Below are 21,100 nucleotides of genomic sequence, written 5' to 3'. Positions count from 1 at the left end.
TGCAAAAGGTCAGCCCTCACCAATCGGGCTCTTACGAGTGGTTTGCTTTTTCTTCATTTTTTCTTCTTATTAGCCGTTTCAGCGGAGCGGAGTGACAACTACATAATAGGGGGCATGCTACATGAAAACAAATTTAAAGATTCGAAACATTTTTTTTATTCTGATCGGTTCCGCTATTTTTTCTTTTGGTATCGTCAATATTAATATTGAAAACCATCTAGCAGAAGGTGGATTTACAGGAATTACATTATTACTGTACTTTCTATTCTCACTCGATCCTTCTTATACAAACTTAATTTTAAACATCCCTCTCTTTTTCGTTGGCTGGAAATTGCTCGGACGAACAACCTTCTTATACACATTAATTGGAACGTTTAGCGTCTCTTTATTTCTTTGGATTTTCCAGCGTTATGAATCACTAAATTTACATTTAAACTTACAAAATGATATGACGTTAGCGGCATTATTCGCCGGCGCGTTTATCGGAATTGGACTTGGAATTATATTTAAATATGGTGGTACAACGGGTGGCGTCGATATTATCGCACGGTTAGCACATAAATATATTGGCTGGAGTATGGGTAAAACGATGTTTATGTTTGATGCAGTTGTCATTGCTATCTCTATCCTTACTTACTTATCCTATCGCGAAGGCATGTATACATTAGTTGCTGTCTTTATCGGAGCAAGGGTTATCGATTTTATGCAAGAAGGAGCATATGCCGCAAAAGGAGCAACCATCATTTCGGATAAAAACGATGAGATTGCAGACAAAATTTTATCAGAAATGGAACGCGGGGCAACTTTTTTAAAAGCGGTCGGTACCTATACAAAAATTGAACGAAATGTTCTCTATTGCGTAGTTGGGAAAAATGAAATTGTAAAACTGAAAAATATCATTACTTCTGTTGATCCACATGCATTCGTGGCGGTAAGTGATGTACATGATGTGGTTGGAGAAGGTTTTACATTAGATGAAAATAAAAACCCATTACATAATTAACTAGAGGCTTAACATAAAGTGAAACTTTGATCAGTAGGGGATATTATTGCACGTTAATGCGGGATAAATAAAAAGCTATCGAACCAGATAGCTTTTTATTTCGTTACCTGCCCATATACATAATAGAAAAATTTTCACTGTATGTATCTCTTCAATACTTCTAAATCCTCATAAATTAATTCCAATAAACTCCGATTATAAAAAATAGAAGCTGGATGAAAAGTCGGAAAAATGTTATATACTTTCTCCGTCCATATATACTCTGTACTTTGATTATTTCTCAATCTGCGCACTGGCTGCTTCAATAATTGCCCATGAATATCGGAAATCTTTTTATCTGGTCCTGCAAGACGCTTTAAAGCAATGTTTCCTAGTGTCACAATAAGTGGTGCCTGAATGTGTTCCATTTCATAATCCAATATAGGAGCATGTGCAAGTATTTCCTGTTGGTTCGGCGTTCGATTATATTTCCGCTGTACAACCTGTCCATTTCGCTCTCGTTTCTCTCTCCATTTATAAGGGCGACCTCGCACAGCACTCGTAATGTATACTTCTTCTCTTGTCACACCAATTCGCTCCAAAAATTCCATTAAATGAATTCCCGCTCTTCCACTAAAAGGAATACCATTATGAATTTCTGTTTCTCCCGGTGCTTCCCCTACAAGCATCAGTTTTGGTTGTCCTAGCCCTTGTCCATACACAAACCCCTCTAATGGATAAGGCGCGCTACGCTCTTTCACACTTCTTACTAATAAATCTGGATATTGCACAATCATCACCTTCATTCATGATCACTTTAACTACCTTTATTATAACTTTCTCTTATAAAATCATTACACTATGTTAGCCAAGAATGACGTTTTATTTCTATGAATCAATATACAAATTATTCCCTTTATTCATTTTCAAAAGAAAATCAGTTGAACCAATCGGGCTTTTACGGGATAAAAAAAGACTATCGGAATCGATAGTCTTAATCATCACTGCGCTGCATACCTGTATAAACTAATAATAAGCGAAGCAGTTCGAATACTGCTACCGCTGCTGCTGCAACGTACGTTAAAGCAGCTGCGTTTAACACTTTACGAGCTTGCCCATATTCATCTGTTGATACAATACCAAGTGCTTCAATTTGCTTCATTGCACGCTTTGAAGCATCGAACTCAACTGGTAATGTTACAAGTTGGAAAAGTACACCTACTGCCATTAAAATAATTCCTAGCAACAGCAGTTTTGTCATTGTTGCAAACATACCAATCATAATGAACACCCAAGAGATATTAGATCCGAAGTTCGCAACCGGAACTAGTGAGTGACGAAAGCGCATAAAACTATAATCCTTCGCATCTTGTATCGCATGTCCTACTTCATGAGCTGCTACAGCTGTTCCAGCAACTGAATGACCATAATAATTGTCCGTTGACAAACGAACCGTTTTTGCTGTTGGATCATAGTGATCTGATAAATGTCCTGGCGTTTCTTCTACAGCGACATTGTACAAACCATTTTCATCTAAAATTTTGCGAGCCACTTCCGCGCCTGTCATACCTGATGTTGAATACACTTGTGAATACTTACTATAAGCACTTCGCACTTTAGACTGTGCATACAACGGTATGATCATAATGATCGCGAAGTAAATTAAGTAAAAAGCCATCATGAACCTCCATTGAAGTCGTAATTGTAATACTATCAATTCTATTTTTTTCTCCTAACATTGTCAATTAAGAAACCTTACAATTCGTTTCATAATTGACAATGTTATCGGTTTTTAGAATGCATTGCGCTTTTGCGTTTTGCTTTCTCACCTTTATATTTTCTCCAACCAACGTATGTTAATGTAAACAGAATAAGCCCACCGGTAATCGTCATAAACCAGATAAGCGAAGAATCTACTTCATCCTTCTTTGCCGTTCGGAATATTTTTTGTAAATCCCCTTTTATAATGCCAATTTGCGTTTGTCCACTTTTGTTTTTTAACATGACATTACGAAATTCATCTAAATAAGATAAATGCGCATTCACACGCTGTAATTGATTTTCTGGCAAGACAATCATTAAACTTGGATAAATTACATCAAATTCATGCAAGAATGTATTTAATGATTTTTGAAACCGCTCATCATCCTCTGTTTGAATTGATTTTTCTACTTTTGCAAAAGCACCCATTATATGCTCTTCTCGCTCAATCCAAAGTGGTTGATACTTAGATACTTCCGCATCTACTGCAAGTTGCAATGCCAATACATCATCTATTTTGATCTGCTGACTTACAGTTTGTTCCGCTAGCGACTGCTGCGCTCGGTCATACGCAAGAGAAATCGTTCGGAAGTGCTTTGGTGATAGTTTCTCTTTCTTCGCGTTCTCTCGCAATAAAAATTGCTCTGAAAAATGCTTCAACACTTGTGTTGCTTTCCTATACTCTTCTTGTTTTACAAACTGCAAGGAATCATCTAATATCCCCGTTAACTCATTCCAGTTTTCAGCATATATACGTACAGGAAACAATATAAACAGAAATGTTATCATTCCAATTAATACTTTTTTCATTCCGGTCCCCCCTATAACTACTAGTACAAAATATGTTGGGGTGGACAAGAATAGAACAGAGATATTTGAACCACTATAGGGAGAACTGCAGACGCCCTTTTCTCATGCATAAATAATAGGTGATTCCTAATACCAGAATGCTGAGCCAAAATGTAAAATAGCCAATTGGTTGATAATATGCATCTAGCACGCCATATCTTGGCATTTGTCTAAATACATAATCAATGATGTCATTATGCACGGTCCAAACCGCTGCTAGAGCAAAATGCCAACACTTTATGCGGTAAAACGGTGCATATAATAACCCTTGAATTGCCATTGCACCGTGGGAAGCAATTAACATATAGCCGGCCCAGCCGATATCTCCCTGTACAATGATGAGTAGTACGTTCATCACCACAGCCCATACACCATATTTAAATAAAGTTACAATAGCTAGGGCCTCCATTAACCCCCAGTTTTTTTTCTGAAGAAAAGCAATTAATACAAATACAAAAAATAAACTAGCTGTTGGACTATCAGGCACAAAAGGTATAAAAATAGGCGGTGTTTCAATCAGTTGATATTGATACCAAATATATCCATAAATCGTACCAAAAGTATTAATGATGAGTAAGAGCCATAAAAACATACGCCCTCTCAATATCGAATATAAAAATGTCACGCTATTATCCCTCAACTTTCTTCACATACATTCATGCATATTATAGCAAACTTTTCTATATATACGAGAAAAGCTGACTACAAATTTGCAGTCAGCCTTCCCTTCTCTTATTTCTTATTATACTTTGCAATGAATTCCGAAAGCTTCTTCAGCTCTTCATCCGTTCCTTTAAATACTCCTTTAGGCATTGCACCTTTTCCATCTTTCGCAATTTTTGCGACTTCTTCCGGCTTTAACGTTAAGTTTTGCAATGCCGGAGCGGCTGCTCCGCCTTGTAAATTATCACCGTGACATGTTAAACATGTATTTTTTTGCATCAATTTATAACCTTCATCGTTTTTATCGACTGGTGTCGTTTTAACAATTGCACCTTGTTTTTTTGCAGCTTCCCAGTCATGTGTAGCTACGGATTCCCATGTTAAAAAGATGATAGAAGCAATTGCCAAAAGCATAAATCCTGTCGCCACTGGACGTTTCAACGGACGTCTTTCAGGACCACGATCTAGAAACGGAGCTAATAATAATGCTCCAAACGCAATCCCTGGCATAATAAACGCACCGATTACAGTAAATGAACCAGATGCATATGAGTACTTCAAGAGTTGATACAGAAATAAGAAATACCAGTCTGGAAGTGGTATATATCCCGCATCTGTAGGATCTGCCATTCTCTCTAGTGGTGACGGATGCGCCACAGTTAAACATAAATAACCGATTAAAAAAACCGCACCAACCATCCATTCTTTTAACAAGAAGTTTGGCCAAAATGCTTCTGTTTTCCCTGGGTATTCTGAATAATCTTTCGGAATATTCGGTTTCCTATTGACAGGTACTCGCGAATCTCCGACAAACTTCATCCCTTTGCCGCGATGCATAATCTCCCTCCTTCAATTCAATTCAATTCTTTTCCCCTTTTAAACCTAACAATCTCTTATAGTGGACCGGAAATACCTTGTTTGCGAATCATGATGAAGTGGAATGCCATGAGCCCAAGTAATGCTGCTGGCAAGAAGAATACGTGAATAGCAAAGAAGCGAGTTAATGTTTGAGCACCGACAATTTCGGAATGACCGGCAAGTAACGTTTTAATGTAAGGACCAATAAGCGGCGTTTGCTCTGCAATTTGAATCCCTACTTTTGTAGCAAATAACGCTTTCATATCCCAAGGTAATAAATATCCTGTAAAACCAAGACCTAACATAACGAAGAAAATAAGGACACCGACAATCCAGTTTAATTCACGAGGCTTTTTATATGCACCTTGGAAGAAAACTCGAAGTGTATGTAAAAACATCATCACAATTACAAGACTAGCACCCCAATGGTGCATACCGCGAACAATTTGTCCATATGCAACTTCATTTTGTAAATAATAAACTGATTCCCAGGCATTTTTAATGTCTGGTACATAATACATCGTCAAGAACATTCCTGACAAAATTTGAATAACAGTAACAAAGAACGTCAATCCTCCAAAGCAGTAGACAAATGCCGAAAAGTGATGCGCTGGGTTTACATGTTCGGGCACTTCATGGTCGGCAATATCACGCCACAACGGTGTAATATCTAACCGCTCGTCCACCCAATCATAAATTTTATTTAACATCTATTTCGCACCCCCTCTTGGCTTTGCTTTTCCTAAATAAAGCGTTCCATCTTTCACTTTGGATTCATACACATCAAGTGGAGCAAGAGGCGGTGTTCCCTTTATATTCATACCATCTTTTGTGTAACGCCCCCCGTGACATGGGCAATAGAATTGATTAGGATGTGACTTGTCTGAATTCCAGTTCACTGTACATCCTAAATGCTTACAAACCGGAGAAAACGCTATAATGTCTCCGCTTTCATCTTTATGCACCCATGCTGATTTTGGCTCTTCGGATTTATACCATCCATCAACCTGCTTCACCTTAAAGTCGAAGCGTTTTGGTTCCGTTGTAATCTCCTTTACTTGAGCAACAGCAACCATATCTCCCCCTGCTTCTTTCCTTAAAACTGGATCAAGTGCAAAGCGCGTCATCGGCATTAAAATCCCAGCTGCCATAAATCCTCCTACACCTGTAAGTGTGTAGTTTAAAAATTGTCTTCTTGACACACGATGTTCCTTCTCGCTCACGAAAATTTCCCCCCTCTATCAGAAATTGTCCCCCCGTGACAAAACAATATAAAAAATAAAAACTAGGACACTATCATGATATAATACCGTAATGCACAGGTCAATATCATACTACTCATAATCATAAGAACTATCTGCTTATTATTTATTTTCCCACTTTTCTGTTAATAAATCCATTATGTTTTTTATATGGACGTGAATTACTTCTCTTTTCGCTTGATCACTGAATTGTTCTAGTGATAGAGCTGGTAGCCAAAATAAATTTCCTGTTAATGCATCCGCAGCTTCTTTCCATGCAAAGTCACTTGTAACATAAGCAATATGTTTCAACCCCTGCTCTTTAAGATGGTTTGTCCAGTCTTGCAAGCGTTCTTGTTCCTGCTCTTGTTGTTCTGTTAAATAAGTAAACGCAGGTAGTAGAAGCACCCTTCCTTTATATTCCCGTTCTAATTCCCGACTTAACGCTATAATGAATTCTCCTTGTTCTACAATAGACTTCATTTCTTTTGCAACTGAAATAGAAAGAAGGGGTATAATACCTGTATCTACATACTCTCTTGCTTGTTCAAATTGCTCTGCATCTTTTACAGCCCATTTCACAATACATCCCCCCTTTGCCTTTTATCCCGCTATTTGCGGGCAGTAGGATACTCCACTAACGAAATTTCCACTTTACCCCACCTTAAATGACAGAACTTTCACTTTATATCTATTAAACCATACTGAAACAGGTAAAAAAAGAAAAACTACCTATATTAGGTAGTTTTTCTTTTAAACAGTCAAAAAATTGTCAAAATTAAACAAATCCAACAACAGTCTTCATTACAAGCCCTTTAATTCCTCTGTCAACTTACAAAACGCTTCCCTATCCTGACTATCCAGCGCCTCATCAATTAACTTTAAAAGTCGGTCCCTCCGAAATGAATATACACTTTCTTCTAAAAATCGCTCTGCAAGTAAACGATCTTTTTCATTTACTTCAATATGCTTTGGTAAATATGGATTTTCTTCTAGTACCGCAACATAATTTGCATTTTGAAACGAAGATTTAAAGTTAAGTTGAATATAAATATCTTCATCTCGATTTAAACGAATATCATGAAACGACTTTTCTGCATCCGTCGTCATAACATTTTGTTTAAAGAAATGAAATGGTGTGTCTTTTACGCAATTTGCTGACATCATCAAACCTCGGGGACAATATTTCGCATGTTCTACGAAATGGACTTTATGCATTAATTGATCGTGACTCATTAAATAATTTAAAATCCATACACATTCACGCTGTTTCAGTTGGTAATTGTTTAAAAACCATTTTACAAAATCCTTCTTCTCGTTTACAGAAACAGGGGTATTCATAGCGCTTAATCCCTCCTCTGTCTTTCTTTTTCTTACTTATTTAGATTCAAGAAGCAGCATTCAGTTTCCTTCCAATTTATGAAAAATCCTCTAAATTATATAGCAATTCTTCGATGTGAATTTGTGTCGGGTCTAGTTGTATCAAGCTTGTAAATACTTCTTTCGCCTCTTTTCGCAAACCTTCCTCTAACAAGAAATAACCGTACTCTTCCAAGAAATCTGGATGATTCTTAAAAGAAGTATATGCACTTTCATAGTGCTTTAATGCATCTGAATACATTTCTAATTGTTTTTTCGCAAACGCAAGATCCCAAAGCAATTGTGTATCTTGTTCCCCATTATCAATTGCTGTTTCCACAACATCGATTAGTTCTTCATATTTCTCTTGTTCTTTTAAAATATATGCATATTTCAAAATCGCACCCAAATGACTTGGATCAAGTTTCAATGCTTTTTGCAGTAACTCTTCCGCTTCACTTAATCTACCTAGTTTTGCAGTGATATGTGCAAGTTCTACATAAAGTGGCACAGACAGCTCGTCGATTTTGATACCTTCTTGAAGCGTTTCGTAGCTTTCTTGCAGCATACCTTCTTTTTCATAGCATTTTGCTAAATACATATATAAAGAAGCGTATTCTGGATCTAGTTCTTTTAACTCTTGCCATACCCCAATCGCTCTTTGATACTCTTCTCCTTGATATAGCGTGAATGCATATCCAAATAGAGAATGAATGTCTTTTTGCTCTTCTAATCCTTCTTCATAATAAGAAATTGCTTCTTCCCATTTCCCAATTGCACTTAAAGTTTCTGCAAGGCGGAGTGCAATAACAACACCACCCATCACTTTATGCTCCGCTAACAATGACTGATAATAGGCAATTGCTTTTTGATCCTCACCTTTGCTGCTATACAATTCGGCTAGTCCAAAGGTGATAACAGGCTCTTCTGGCATCAGCTCTTTTGCTTTTAATAGCTTTTGTTCCGCAACATCATCAAAGCCTTGCATTTGAAATAAATCAGCTACAAGTAATAGAGATTGAACATAGAGTTCATCATCTTCAGCAATATCATGAAGCACTTCAATCGCCTCATCTTCTTTATCTAAATCAATATATAGTTCTGCTAAAAATAACGTAAACTCACTTTCTTCAGGATATAACAAACGTAAATCTTCTATAATCGCTAACGCTTCATCAATAAATCCAAGCGTATGATAGTAACGAGAAATGTCATATTTCTCCTCGTCTGTCCCTTGTTTTACTTGTTCTTTTAATTGTTGTAATCCTTTTTCTACTTCGCCGTTTTCAATGTAAGAAACAGCTTGTTCAAACTTTTGCATAAATATCTCCTTTAATTCTTAAAATATATTCTTCTGTTCATTAATCATAAACAACAGTTATCTGGTAAGCAACCAGAAAAGATTCCTTTAACTTTGCAGCGCTTCTAACTGGTCAAAGAAGTTTGGATATGACACAGCAACTGCATCACTATTTTCAATTTTCACTCCTTCACCTGCTATACAGGAAGCGATTGCCAGCATCATGCCGATGCGATGATCTCCATGACTATCGACAACACTTCCGTGTAATGCCTGATTTCCATAAATAATCATACCATCTTCCGTTGCCTCTATCTGTGCACCTAGTTTTTGGAGCTCATCGACAACTGTATCAATGCGGTTTGTTTCTTTTACTTTTAATTCCTCCGCATTTTTAATAATCGTTGTTCCCTCTGCCTGTGTTGCGAGTAAAGCAATAATAGGAATTTCATCAATTAACCTCGGAATAAGAGAACCACTAATTTCAATTCCTTTCAGTTTGGATGTTTCAATTGCAATATCTCCGCATGGTTCAAACTCTTCATTACGAATATTGTTGATTGAGATGGTAGCTCCCATTTCCGATAGTACATCTAGAATTCCTGTTCGCGTTGGGTTTAAACCAACATTTTTCAATACAATTTTACTACTTGGTACAATGGCACCCGCTACTAAGAAAAAGGCAGCCGAAGAAATATCTCCTGGCACTTCAATGTCCGTTGCAACAAGTGATTGACCACCTTGTAAAGAAACCGTTAGTCCTTGTACATTCACAGCACATCCAAACGCACGTAACATCCGCTCAGTGTGATCACGCGATTGCAAAGGCTCAGTTACGGACGTCACGCCTTCTCCTTGTAAACTAGCAAGTAAAATAGCTGATTTCACTTGTGCACTTGCTACAGGAGAATGATAGTGTATACCTATTACATTTCCCCCACGAATAGACAGGGGAGTATATTGCCCATCTTCTCTCCCATCAATTTTAGCTCCCATTTCACGAAGCGGACCTGTGACACGCTTCATTGGACGTTTTCCAATCGATGAATCTCCAATTACAGTACAATGAAAAGGTGCATTCGCTAAAATACCGAGCATGAGACGAATTGTCGTTCCCGAATTCCCCACATCTAGTACGTCTTTTGGTTCCCGTAAACCATCTAGCCCTTTTCCATATACAGTGACATCGTTTCCATTTTGTTCAATCGTTATCCCTAATTTTTGAAAGCAAGAAATCGTACTTAAACAATCTTCTCCTTGTAAAAAGTTCGAGATTTTCGTTGTTCCTTCTGCTATGGCTCCAAACATAACAGCACGATGTGAAATAGACTTATCTCCAGGAACAGCAATGGTTCCATTTAAACCACTTTTACACTTTATTAATTCTTTCACTTTTCTCACCTCTATCAATTGTTACAATATGCTTCATTGCTCACGTATATCATCTATCTTTATTGTACCGCTTTCCTTCTTCATCGTGCAAATATAGAGAAAGAAAACGACTCCTATAACTGGAGCCGTTTCTTTTCTTAAGAGTATGTTTCTTCTTTTTTTACTTCCTCTTTCACAAGTTCCGTAAGCAACCCAATAATCTCATCATTTTCTTCTTTTAGACCAACAGTAATGCGAATACCGTCCGGTAAGCCGAACGCTCCTCCAGAACGAACAACATATCCTTTTTGCATCAATCTTTCAAATACCTCATCACCAGGAAGACCAAGCTTCAAGAAGATGAAATTTGTTTGTGATGGATAATAAAATACATCGTACTCCTTACAGAATGTATAATACTGCTGTAATCCTTCTTTATTTAATTTCACACATTCTTGTAAAAACGCTTGATCTTCTACTGCTGCACTTGCAACAACTTGAGCAATTGCCGAAGTATTAAACGGTAGCCTTGCTACTTCTAGCTGTTGAATCAACTTCTCATTTCCAACTGCATAGCCAATTCGGAAAGCTGCTAATCCATACGCTTTTGAAAATGTGCGTAATACCATTACATTTTTATATTTTTCAAGAAGCGGTAACGTTTGTGGGAAATCTTCTGCTCCTGCATACTCATAGTACGCTTCGTCCATAATAACAAGCGTTGTCTTTGGCACTGCCTCTAAGAATGAAAGTAACTTTTGCTTTTCTACATATGTTCCTGTTGGATTGTTCGGGTTACAAATCCAAACGATTTGTGTTCTGTCATCAATTTGCTTTAGCATTGCGTCTAAATCATGAATCCCATCTTTTAATGGTACTTCGCGCACTTCTGCGCCTTCAATCACAGCATGGTGACAATATTGCGAAAATGTTGGATTCGCCATCACAACATTTGTACCTTTTTGCAACAAAGCACGGCTAATCATTTGAATTACTTCGTCTAATCCACTACCAAACAATAGTTGCTGTGGTTTCACATGAAGGTGGGCTGCTACCTTTTCACGAAGCTCAAAAGCCGCTCCATCTGGATATAAAGCATATTGTGAAGCTAATGAGCCTATCGCTTCTATCGCACGCTTAGAACATCCAAATGGATTTTCGTTCGATGCTAATTTTACAATTTTTGATAATCCATATTGTCTCTTTACTTCTTCAATGTTTCGTCCAGGTACATATGCTTTCAAAGTTAGCAATTGCTCTTTTACTCTCATTCTATTTCCCCCTGTCATTTTGATAAAGTAAAACTTTTATCAGTAGGAATTCTTCATCCCCCACTGATAATTAGCCCTCACCAATCGGGCTTTTACGGGCAGTTATTCCCCACCTATCCTTCGTTTCTCTCTGAATCTTGAGGTGGGGGGTTATTGCCCGTTAATACGGGATAAATCAGGCCGCAGCCCTGTCGCCTTCTCCAAATATACATGCTTCACTTCATGCTGCATTTGCTTTGTCATGACCGTCATCATTACACGAATACATTTCTGCAAAGCATTCGGTACTTCTATTTCTTTTACGCACATAACCGGTACATAAGCCCAACCTTCCACACGTCTTAATGCCGCAGCTGGAAAGCACGCATTTATATCAGCTGTCGTAGAAATTAACACCGATACAATATCAGTGGGACAGATTCCATTTTCATTTGCTATTTCTTTCACTAAACGCTCTGTTGCAGTCAATATCTCCCCAGTTTCATTATGTTTAACGGTAATCGCGCCACGAATTGCGCGGATCAAATAAATTCCCCCTCTCTTTGAAATGCTTCTAATGCAGCGTGAACGGTCTCATCTGAAATAGATACGACATTCACCACCCCTAATTCCTGCATAAGTACCATACGAATAATTCCAGCGTTCGCCTTTTTATCTTGTTTCATCACTTGTACAAGACGCTCTATGTTCAAGTGACTTGGCATATTTGGATAACCATACTGAGCAAACCAACACTTCAGCTCTATATAACCAAGGTCTACTTTGTAGAGTTGTTCACTTAAAAATATAGCGAATAACATGCCAATTGCTACTCCATCACCATGCGTTATATTGCCGTAGCCTATTTCTTTTTCAAGAGCATGTCCTAACGTATGTCCAAAGTTCAAATGAGCACGTACGCCTTGTTCTGTTTCATCCTGTGCTACAATTTTCGCTTTCACAGGAATTGCTCGCTTCAGTGTATATATCAATTTTTCATCTCTTAACTCTTCTAACGTTTTCACTTCACGTTTTAACCAGTGATACAGTTCAACATCGCCGATAAGAGCGTGCTTAATCGCTTCAGCAAATCCTGAGCGCCACTCTTTTTCCGGTAAGGAATTTAAAAATGGCGTATGATACAGAACTGCTTCCGGCTGATGAAACGCTCCAATCATATTTTTTCCTAGCGGATGATTGATTGCAACTTTTCCTCCAACAGCACTATCATGCGCAAGTAACGTTGTTGGAACTTGTACAAAACGAATACCACGCATAAATGTCGCGGCAACGAAACCTGCTAAATCTCCAATCATTCCACCGCCGAGCGCAATAATTAAAGAATGACGATCCATTCCACTTTCAAGCGCTGATGTTTGCGCCGCATAATAATTCTCAAATGATTTTTCTTTTTCTCCGCTCGGAACAATAAATGAAAAAACATTTTGTTCTATTTGCAGCGTATTCATAACTTCTTCTAAATGAAACGATGCAACCGCTTCGTCAGAAATCACCATAACATTAGAAACAGCTGGTTTCATATTTTGAACAAGCGTTGTCAATTGTGACAACGCATCTTTTCCAACGTATACACCATATTCTTTAGACTGCGTTTGAATATGTATGTTCTCCATTAAAATCCCCTCGCATATTCATTATGTTTCTCAATATTTTCACGAATACAATCCATACGATCCGTGCCAAACTGTTCTACTAAAGCTTTCGCTAATTCCCAAGCAACAACAGCTTCCGCTACAACGCTAGCAGCTGGTACAGCACAACTATCAGAACGCTCAATGCTTGCGGCAAAAGATTCTTTTGTATCAATATCAACACTTTGAAGCGGCTTATATAGTGTTGGAATAGGTTTCATGACGCCGCGGACAACGACCGGCATTCCCGTTGTCATGCCGCCTTCAAAACCACCTGCATGATTTGTCCGTCTCGTATAGCCCTTTTCTTTATCCCAAAGAATTTCATCGTGCACAAGGCTACCTGGCTGATGTGCAGCTTCAAATCCAATACCAATTTCCACACCTTTAAAAGCATTAATACTCATCACTGCGGCTGCTAATTTTGCATCCAGTTTGCGATCATAGTGTACATAGCTCCCGACTCCAATTGGCATGCCTTCCACGACAACTTCGACAATTCCTCCGATGGAATCCCCACTTGTTTTCGCATCATCAATTGCCTTCATCATCTTTTGACCCGCTTCTTCATCTAAACAACGAACAGGGGATGCTTCTGTAATCTCTTGCAATTTCTCTATAGATTCATATGTAAGTTTTTCTGCTTGTACACCGCCGATTTCAATCACATGACCAGCAACTTTCACACCTAATTCTGCCAAAATCTGCTTTGCAACAGCTCCTGCTGCAACCCGAACTGTTGTTTCACGTGCTGACGAACGCTCAAGTACATTTCTCATATCACGATGTCCGTATTTAATCGCGCCATTTAAATCAGCATGACCAGGTCTTGGCCTTGTAATTTGTCGTTTCATTTCTTTTGTTTCTTGTTCTGTTAACAGCCCCGCACCCATGATTTTCGTCCAATGTGTAAAATCACGATTTTCTACAACGAGTGCAATTGGTCCTCCAAGCGTATAGCCATGTCTGACACCACTTACAATTTGCACTTGATCTTTTTCAATTTGCATGCGCCGACCGCGGCCATAACCTTTCTGTCTTCTTGCTAATTCTTCATTTATATCATCCGCTACTAAAGATAACCCTGCTGGGATACCTTCTAGAATTGTCGTAAGTTGCGGACCATGAGATTCACCAGCTGTGATGTATCGCATCTCGGTTACTCCCCTTTTCATAAAGTTATTTATGTATCAATATATCATAACCAACATGGCTTCGTAACTATTTGAAACTAAAAAAGCGCAAGAAGAGTATGAACCCTCTCCTTGCGCTTTTCACTGTTACCACAGTGATTAAAGCGTTTACAAATTATTTCAAAATAATTAGTAAACCCATTGGTTGATTAATTTCGAGTAATCTACTAACTCTTCTTCTTTAAAGAAAATACCAATCTCACGCTCAGCACTTTCTAGAGAATCAGAACCATGAATAATGTTTTTCGCAACTGTTAAGCCGAAATCACCGCGAATTGTACCAGGTGCCGCTTCATGTGGTCTTGTTTTCCCCATCATGTTACGAGCAGTATCTACTACACCTTCACCTTGCCATACCATAGCGAATACAGGACCAGATGTAATGAAATCCACTAATTCACCAAAGAAAGGTTTTTCTCTATGCTCAGCATAATGCTCGCCAGCGATTGCTGGTGTTACTTGCATTAACTTTGCACCAACTAATTGAAAGCCCTTTCTTTCAAAACGAGCCACAATTTCCCCAATGAAAGCACGTTGTACACCGTCTGGTTTTACCATTAGAAATGTTTTTTCCATAAAAATCTCTCCACTTCTGAATTATGTATGTAATTGTATATCCCCACACACATAGTAACACCCTTATCACAATTGTGCAATAGTTTTAAAATGGAGAGATTATTTTATTTTTAAGAAAAAACAATTAAAATTTTCGTTTTCCGATATACTTTGCAACATTTTGCAATGCGTATTTCGCTTGTCCACGAGGCAACGGTTTTATCACTTCTAAAGCTTTATGTAAATAACGTTCACTAAATGCAAATGCCTGATCAATTGCCGGGCTCCCTTTAATGTCATCGATAATCTCTTTCATCTCATTTGCAGGTGTATTCTCATGGACCGATACAATTTTCGCACGAAGCTTTGGATCTTCCATCGCATACAGAGCCGGAAGTGTCACATTTCCTTGTAACAAATCGCCGCCAGCAGGTTTTCCAAGTTTTTTTTCTGTTGAGACAAAATCTAAAATGTCGTCAATAATTTGATACGACATGCCTACAAAATAACCGTACCAAAATAAACGGTTCACTGTATCCCGATCAGCCCCAGCAGCGATTGCTCCCAACTGACAACTAGCAGCAATTAATAATGCTGTTTTTCGCTTAATTCGTCGTAAATACGTCCTTAAATTCTGATTATAATCATACTTGTCCTTAATTTGCTCGATTTCACCTTTACACACTTCTAAAATTGTATATGATAATGCTTGATGAGCTTCCGGAACTTCTAGATTTGTAATGCACTCCAAAGACTTTGCAAATAAATAGTCTCCTGTATACATTGCAATACGATCGCCCCATTTCGCATTTACCGTTGCACTACTTCTTCGTAAAAACGCTGCATCAATTACATCATCATGAACAAGAGAAGCCATATGAATGAGCTCTAAAGCAACTGCAACATGTTTTATCGTATCCAGCTTATATTCCCCAAATTTCCCTGCAAGCAATACAAATACAGGACGGATTCGCTTTCCACCAGCTTCAATGAGTTGCAGTGCCGCCTCTTCCACCAATTGCTGCTCAGAAGCAACAATCTTTTTTAATTCTTTTTCAATTATATCAATATCCGATCGTAAAAAAGAGTACATAAGTTGTAACTTCATATTGTTCACCTTAACCTAAAACGTCTTTTTTCTATTTTAATTTTGGCTTAAATCCTAAATGCATAGCTGCTACACCAAACGTAAATGGTTTCACTTGCACATGATCTAATCCCGCTTCTTCAAACATCTTTGCTAATTCTTTCATCCCAGGGAATGTGCTTGCAGACTCTTGCAGCCAAGAGTATTCTTTATAGCTTTTCGCAAACATTTTTCCGAATAACGGCATAATGTATTTAAAATACAAAACATAAAACTGACGAAAACCAATCATCGTTGGCTGTGATGTTTCTAAACAAATAACTTTCCCACCTGGTTTTACAACTCGGTTCATTTCTTTTAATACATGCAAATAATCAGGAACATTGCGAAGTCCAAAACCGATTGTTACATAATCAAACGTATCATCTTCAAACGGCAGTTCCATTGCATTTCCATGCATAAGTTCCACATGTTTCAACCCTAGAGCCTCTACTTTTTCTTTACCAACAGATAACATATTTTTGCTAAAGTCTAAACCGTATACTTTTCCCGTAGTTCCTACAGCGCCAGCAAGTGCAATTGTCCAATCAGCAGTCCCGCAACATACATCTAATGCCATACTTCCAGGCTGCACATCCATGATCCGCATCGTTTCTTTCCGCCATGCCTTATGCTTTTGAAAACTAATAACTGAATTCATTACATCGTATTTACCAGAGATTTTCTCAAATACGTCATGTACTCTTTCTTCTTTTGATTGTTGCATGCTCTTACCCTTCTTCCAATATAAAATCGCTTATGTTTTCAATTTATCCCGCATTAACGAGCAGTAATACCCCACCTCAAAATTCGGCAGAAAGTCAAGAAGTTAGGTGGGGGATAAACTGCCCGTAAAAGCCCGATTGGTCAGGGCTAATGATCAGTGGGGAATGACGCAAATCCCCACTGATCAAAGTTTCACTTTATCTTTTAAAGTAGAAACTAACGAACAAATTTCTTGATGGTTTTGCAGAAATGCAACTTCTTGTTTGTTCATTTCTTCCAACCGATTTTTGTATGCCTTTTCTACTTTCATATCATCATTTGATAGAATTGCTTGAACTGCTTGAAAAACAGGTGCATTCTGTTTTTCAGCATGCAATTGATACTCTTTTTGAAGACGATTGCTTCCGAGTACACTTGATATAAATGGTTTCCAGTGTGATAACTGAAAATGATCACATGTTTTTTGTAAAAGTGCTGATTCGATCGTCACGACACTTTCGATTACTTCATCAACTGTTTCGTACGCTTTCTGATACAACATAATTTTATGTTCGTTAATTTCTTTAATTCCTTCAGCTAGTGCACGAATCAATACAATATCACGATTCATCGAAAGCAAGTAATAGTAAAGCCCACTATAGTAGTCACCTGCTAGTACCGTAAGCTGGCGGCGCTTATGAAACTCCCTTGTTTCTTCCTCTTCTTTGTTTGATACTTTTTCATGCGTATCAAGAGCAATTTGTACAAGCATTATCGTTAATACATAGTGTTCAATCTGTTCCTTATGTAAGTCTGCATTTTTTAAAGCTGCATATAAAAGTACTACTTTCTCTTCATCAATAAATGGTTCTTCAATATAGTTTATAAAATAAGGATGGCGCAGCCTCGATAGCAACTGCTCCTTAATATCCGCATACCCTCCGTAGATGTCACACACAAAAAATCACCCTTGTTTTCTAATTCATAAAACCTATTATAACACATACATTCTATTTTCTATAACCTAAACTTGGTGAAACAAAACAAACCCAAAATCAGCCTTCTATTCATACAACTTTCTTTAAAAGACAACAATCATTCACCTATCAGTTTATCCCGCATTGACAGGTAGTAAAATCCCACACTAAGAAAAATTTCGCTGTATGAGTATACATACGACCACTTAAAAGCTATAACCTAATTTCCACACACCCTTGCAGTGGAGATCTGATACTTATAAAAAAAGAGTAAATAAAAAAGAAAAGCAGTTTCCCGCTTTTCTTTACTTTGTCTTAATGAAAGACAAAATTTCACCACGTGCTGCTGCATCATTTTCTAATACACCACGCACTGCTGTTGTTACAGTTTTCGCACCAGGTTTTTTCACCCCACGCATTGTCATACACATATGTTCCGCTTCAACAACAACCATCACACCATGTGGTTCTAGCACTTCCATAATAGAATCAGCTACTGTTGATGTAATACGTTCTTGTAGTTGTGGACGACGTGCAATTGTATCTACTGTACGTGCCAGTTTACTTAAGCCTGTTACTTTTCCACCACGCGGAATATATGCGACGTGAGCAACCCCATAAAAAGGAACAAGATGATGCTCACACATCGAATAGAAAGGAATATCTTTTACTAATACAAGCTCTTCATAGTCTTCCCCAAACACTTTATGCAAGTGTTCCTTTGGATCTTCATGCATACCTGAAAATACTTCTGCGTACATTTTCGCAACACGTTTTGGGGTATCTAGTACTCCCTCACGATTCGGATCGTCTCCAATCGCTTCTAAAATAAGGCGCACTGCATGTTCGATTTGTTCTAAGTTAACTTTTGCCATCCACTAGCCCTCCCGAAAAACCTAAAAGTGATACGAACACATTCTAGCATATTTATGATTTTAAATGCAAAAAGAAGAGTTCCCAAAAAGGAAACTCTTCTTTCCTGTTAATATGTAAGGATTATTTAACCGCATCTTTTAACGCTTTACCAGGTTTGAATGCAGGTACTTTACTTGCAGCGATTTCAATTTCCTCACCAGTTTGTGGGTTACGTCCTTTACGAGCCGCACGTTCACGAACTTCGAAGTTACCGAATCCGATAAGTTGTACTTTATCACCTTGTTTTAAAGCTTCTAAGATGGAATCAAAAACAGCGTCAACTGCTTTTGTTGCGTCCTTTTTAGAAAGGGAACTTGTTTCTGCAACAGCATTGATTAAATCTGTCTTGTTCATGCCATTCACCTCCTCCCAAAGATAAGACTGTATAATGATCATAAAATGAGTCTTACTTTCATTTGTAGGCAATTTTTACAAATTCTATACTACAAAGATGTAGATAAATCATTATCAACGCCTATATTATACGATTCTCTGGCATAATTCAATATCTTTAAAGAAATTGTTACCCTGAAAATGTGAAAAACTGATGAAACTTGACAATATGCTACATAGTATTAGATAATTGCTATTTATTTTCTATATCAATCCTAGTAAAACTCACATCAAAAAGCCTCTATACAGGCGAATTAAAACAATCAAACCCTTTACGACAGGCAAAAAAGACCCCTGCTTTCAGGGGTCTTTTTCTATAAAATAATGGCAATTAATCCACCAGATCCTTCGTTAATAATTCTTTCTAACGTTTCTTTCAATTTATACCGTGCATTTTCTGGCATTAAAGAAAGCTTCGCTTGAATACCTTCCCGAACGATTGAACTAAGCGAACGTCCAAAGATATCAGAATTCCAAATAGAAAGCGGATCATCTTCAAAATCTTGCATTAAGTACCGAACAAGCTCTTCACTTTGCTTTTCAGTGCCGATAATTGGTTCAAATGTAGATTCAACATCAACTTTAATCATATGAATAGAGGGGGCAACCGCCTTTAATTTCACACCAAATCGTGATCCGTGACGGATAATTTCCGGCTCATCTAAGCTCATATCAGCTAAAGCAGGAGCAGCTACACCATAACCAGTTTGTTTCACCATTCTTAACGCATCTGCAACTTGATCATATTCTGTTTTCGCATGTGCAAAGTCCAGCATAAGTTTTAACAAATGGTCTTTCCCTCTAATTTCTACGCCAACAACTTCTTTTAAAATTTGATCATACATTTCATCTGGTGCGTATAAGTCAATCTCCGCCACACCTTGACCCATATCAATTCCTGCTAGACTTGCACGATCAATAAACTCATACTGGCTAAATTGCCAAACAACACGGTCTACATCGCGAAGCCTCTTGATATCTTTCACTGTCTCTTGAACAGCTTCTTGATAGCTTTGACGTAACCAGTGCCCTTCATTTAGTACCATTACCCAGCTTGGGAGGTTTACGTTTACTTCTAAGACCGGGAACTCAAATAGCGCTTCCCGCAATATATTGTATATATCTGCTTCTCTTAAACTTTCTACACTCATTGCCAATACAGGAATATCATGCTCTTCAGATAAGTTTTGTCGCAACTGTTCCGTATCTGGGTGATACGGCTGTACGGTATTAATAATCATAATGAACGGTTTTCCAACTTCTTTGAGCTCATTTACAACGCGCTCTTCTGCTTCTATATAATCTCGTCTTGGAATTTCTCCAATCGTTCCGTCAGTGGTAATAACAACCCCGATAGTAGAGTGTTCTTGAATGACTTTACGTGTTCCAATTTCAGCTGCTTCATGAAACGGAATCGGTTCTTCATACCAAGGAGTATTAATCATACGCGGACCATTCTCATCTTCATAACCTTTTGCTCCTGGAACCGTATAACCAACACAATCTACTAATCGAATATTTACATCAAGACCGTCATCCACTTGGATAGAAACCGCTTGGTTTGGAACAAATTTCGGCTCTGTTGTCATAATTGTACGTCCTGCAGCGCTTTGCGGTAATTCATCTTGTGCACGCTGACGATCTGATTCATTCTCGATATTTGGAATAACAACAAGCTCCATAAATTTTTTGATAAATGTTGACTTCCCTGTTCGAACAGCCCCTACAACCCCTAAGTAAATATCACCGCCTGTGCGCTCAGCGATATCTTTAAAAATGTCAACCTTTTCCAAGTGATTCCCTCCCTCAAAATTTTTGGGAATAATATAATTGTACTTTCAAACAATCGTCCTCATTGATGTCTCATTACATGTTTCATAATATACGATATAACATATAGATATTCTTGAGGTTCGGACAATATATCATATGATTTTGTCCTAAATTCAT

The 21,100-nt window shown here is 37.9% G+C and carries 23 protein-coding genes; 1 reads left to right on the top strand and 22 read right to left on the bottom strand.

What is annotated here, in order from left to right:
- Positions 1 to 121: 121 nt before the first annotated feature.
- Complete coding sequence (locus QRE67_RS07500; protein WP_286124273.1) at positions 122 to 1,003, top strand: YitT family protein; 882 nt, start codon at positions 122 to 124, stop codon at positions 1,001 to 1,003.
- 134 nt (positions 1,004 to 1,137) lie between these two features.
- Here QRE67_RS07500 and QRE67_RS07495 read toward each other — a convergent pair whose 3' ends face one another.
- The 22 genes from QRE67_RS07495 to spoIVA all read right to left on the bottom strand — a co-directional run bounded on the left by QRE67_RS07495 (position 1,138) and on the right by spoIVA (position 20,943).
- Entirely contained in the window at positions 1,138 to 1,779 is a 642-nt protein-coding gene (locus QRE67_RS07495) for a uracil-DNA glycosylase (protein ID WP_483298699.1), read from the bottom strand.
- A 197-nt stretch (positions 1,780 to 1,976) separates the two neighbouring features.
- Complete coding sequence (locus tag QRE67_RS07490; RefSeq protein ID WP_286125209.1) at positions 1,977 to 2,660, bottom strand: zinc metallopeptidase; 684 nt, start codon at positions 2,658 to 2,660, stop codon at positions 1,977 to 1,979.
- Between the two features lie 104 nt (positions 2,661 to 2,764).
- Positions 2,765 to 3,553 (bottom strand): sporulation protein YpjB, encoded by a 789-nt coding sequence (gene ypjB, locus QRE67_RS07485; RefSeq protein ID WP_286124272.1) that lies wholly within the window; start codon positions 3,551 to 3,553, stop codon positions 2,765 to 2,767.
- A gap of 73 nt (positions 3,554 to 3,626) precedes the next feature.
- Positions 3,627 to 4,217: a lipoprotein heptaprenylglyceryl N-acetyltransferase LhaT gene (gene lhaT, locus QRE67_RS07480; RefSeq protein WP_286124271.1), complete on the bottom strand. Its 591-nt coding sequence runs from the start codon at positions 4,215 to 4,217 to the stop codon at positions 3,627 to 3,629.
- A gap of 107 nt (positions 4,218 to 4,324) precedes the next feature.
- Positions 4,325 to 5,092: a menaquinol-cytochrome c reductase cytochrome b/c subunit gene (qcrC, locus tag QRE67_RS07475; RefSeq protein ID WP_286124270.1), complete on the bottom strand. Its 768-nt coding sequence runs from the start codon at positions 5,090 to 5,092 to the stop codon at positions 4,325 to 4,327.
- 56 nt (positions 5,093 to 5,148) lie between these two features.
- Positions 5,149 to 5,823, bottom strand: coding sequence for a menaquinol-cytochrome c reductase cytochrome b subunit (gene qcrB, locus QRE67_RS07470; RefSeq protein ID WP_286124269.1), 675 nt, complete (start codon positions 5,821 to 5,823; stop codon positions 5,149 to 5,151).
- A complete protein-coding gene (qcrA, locus tag QRE67_RS07465; RefSeq protein ID WP_286124268.1) occupies positions 5,824 to 6,336 on the bottom strand; it encodes a menaquinol-cytochrome c reductase iron-sulfur subunit in 513 nt (170 codons plus the stop codon). It abuts the gene before it with no gap.
- A 141-nt stretch (positions 6,337 to 6,477) separates the two neighbouring features.
- Positions 6,478 to 6,936 carry a YpiF family protein gene (locus QRE67_RS07460; protein ID WP_286124267.1) on the bottom strand — a complete coding sequence of 153 codons (459 nt, stop codon included), beginning with the start codon at positions 6,934 to 6,936 and terminating at the stop codon, positions 6,478 to 6,480.
- A 222-nt stretch (positions 6,937 to 7,158) separates the two neighbouring features.
- The gene (locus QRE67_RS07455) at positions 7,159 to 7,695 is read right to left on the bottom strand and encodes a ReoY family proteolytic degradation factor (RefSeq protein WP_286124266.1); all 537 of its coding nucleotides are present in this window, start codon (positions 7,693 to 7,695) and stop codon (positions 7,159 to 7,161) included.
- A 76-nt stretch (positions 7,696 to 7,771) separates the two neighbouring features.
- Entirely contained in the window at positions 7,772 to 9,034 is a 1,263-nt protein-coding gene (locus QRE67_RS07450) for a tetratricopeptide repeat protein (RefSeq protein WP_286124265.1), read from the bottom strand.
- An 87-nt stretch (positions 9,035 to 9,121) separates the two neighbouring features.
- On the bottom strand, positions 9,122 to 10,405 hold the full coding sequence (aroA, locus tag QRE67_RS07445) for a 3-phosphoshikimate 1-carboxyvinyltransferase (RefSeq protein WP_286124264.1): 1,284 nt from the start codon (positions 10,403 to 10,405) through the stop codon (positions 9,122 to 9,124).
- A gap of 137 nt (positions 10,406 to 10,542) precedes the next feature.
- The gene (hisC, locus tag QRE67_RS07440; RefSeq protein WP_286124263.1) at positions 10,543 to 11,655 is read right to left on the bottom strand and encodes a histidinol-phosphate transaminase; all 1,113 of its coding nucleotides are present in this window, start codon (positions 11,653 to 11,655) and stop codon (positions 10,543 to 10,545) included.
- A 150-nt stretch (positions 11,656 to 11,805) separates the two neighbouring features.
- Complete coding sequence (gene aroH, locus QRE67_RS07435; RefSeq protein ID WP_286124262.1) at positions 11,806 to 12,180, bottom strand: chorismate mutase; 375 nt, start codon at positions 12,178 to 12,180, stop codon at positions 11,806 to 11,808.
- Entirely contained in the window at positions 12,177 to 13,268 is a 1,092-nt protein-coding gene (gene aroB, locus QRE67_RS07430; RefSeq protein WP_286124261.1) for a 3-dehydroquinate synthase, read from the bottom strand. The genes aroH and aroB overlap by 4 nt, the downstream gene beginning before the upstream one ends.
- Positions 13,268 to 14,440, bottom strand: coding sequence for a chorismate synthase (gene aroC, locus QRE67_RS07425; RefSeq protein WP_286124260.1), 1,173 nt, complete (start codon positions 14,438 to 14,440; stop codon positions 13,268 to 13,270). Before aroC ends, aroB begins: the two co-directional genes overlap by 1 nt.
- A gap of 168 nt (positions 14,441 to 14,608) precedes the next feature.
- On the bottom strand, positions 14,609 to 15,055 hold the full coding sequence (gene ndk / locus QRE67_RS07420; protein ID WP_286124259.1) for a nucleoside-diphosphate kinase: 447 nt from the start codon (positions 15,053 to 15,055) through the stop codon (positions 14,609 to 14,611).
- 124 nt (positions 15,056 to 15,179) lie between these two features.
- Positions 15,180 to 16,142, bottom strand: coding sequence for a heptaprenyl diphosphate synthase component II (hepT, locus tag QRE67_RS07415; protein WP_286124258.1), 963 nt, complete (start codon positions 16,140 to 16,142; stop codon positions 15,180 to 15,182).
- A 31-nt stretch (positions 16,143 to 16,173) separates the two neighbouring features.
- The gene (locus QRE67_RS07410; protein WP_286124257.1) at positions 16,174 to 16,887 is read right to left on the bottom strand and encodes a demethylmenaquinone methyltransferase; all 714 of its coding nucleotides are present in this window, start codon (positions 16,885 to 16,887) and stop codon (positions 16,174 to 16,176) included.
- A 183-nt stretch (positions 16,888 to 17,070) separates the two neighbouring features.
- Complete coding sequence (locus QRE67_RS07405) at positions 17,071 to 17,823, bottom strand: heptaprenyl diphosphate synthase component 1 (RefSeq protein WP_286124256.1); 753 nt, start codon at positions 17,821 to 17,823, stop codon at positions 17,071 to 17,073.
- 324 nt (positions 17,824 to 18,147) lie between these two features.
- Positions 18,148 to 18,717: a GTP cyclohydrolase I FolE gene (folE, locus tag QRE67_RS07400; RefSeq protein WP_286124255.1), complete on the bottom strand. Its 570-nt coding sequence runs from the start codon at positions 18,715 to 18,717 to the stop codon at positions 18,148 to 18,150.
- Positions 18,718 to 18,838: 121 nt separating this feature from the next.
- Entirely contained in the window at positions 18,839 to 19,111 is a 273-nt protein-coding gene (hbs, locus tag QRE67_RS07395; protein WP_286124254.1) for a non-specific DNA-binding protein Hbs, read from the bottom strand.
- Between the two features lie 353 nt (positions 19,112 to 19,464).
- Positions 19,465 to 20,943, bottom strand: a complete 1,479-nt coding sequence (gene spoIVA, locus QRE67_RS07390; RefSeq protein ID WP_286124253.1) for a stage IV sporulation protein A — start codon at positions 20,941 to 20,943, stop codon at positions 19,465 to 19,467.
- Positions 20,944 to 21,100 lie beyond the last annotated feature (157 nt).

It is taken from the genome of Bacillus sp. DX3.1 (assembly GCF_030292155.1).
Taxonomy (GTDB): domain Bacteria; phylum Bacillota; class Bacilli; order Bacillales; family Bacillaceae_G; genus Bacillus_A.
This window is presented reverse-complemented; position numbering and strand designations above follow the sequence as displayed.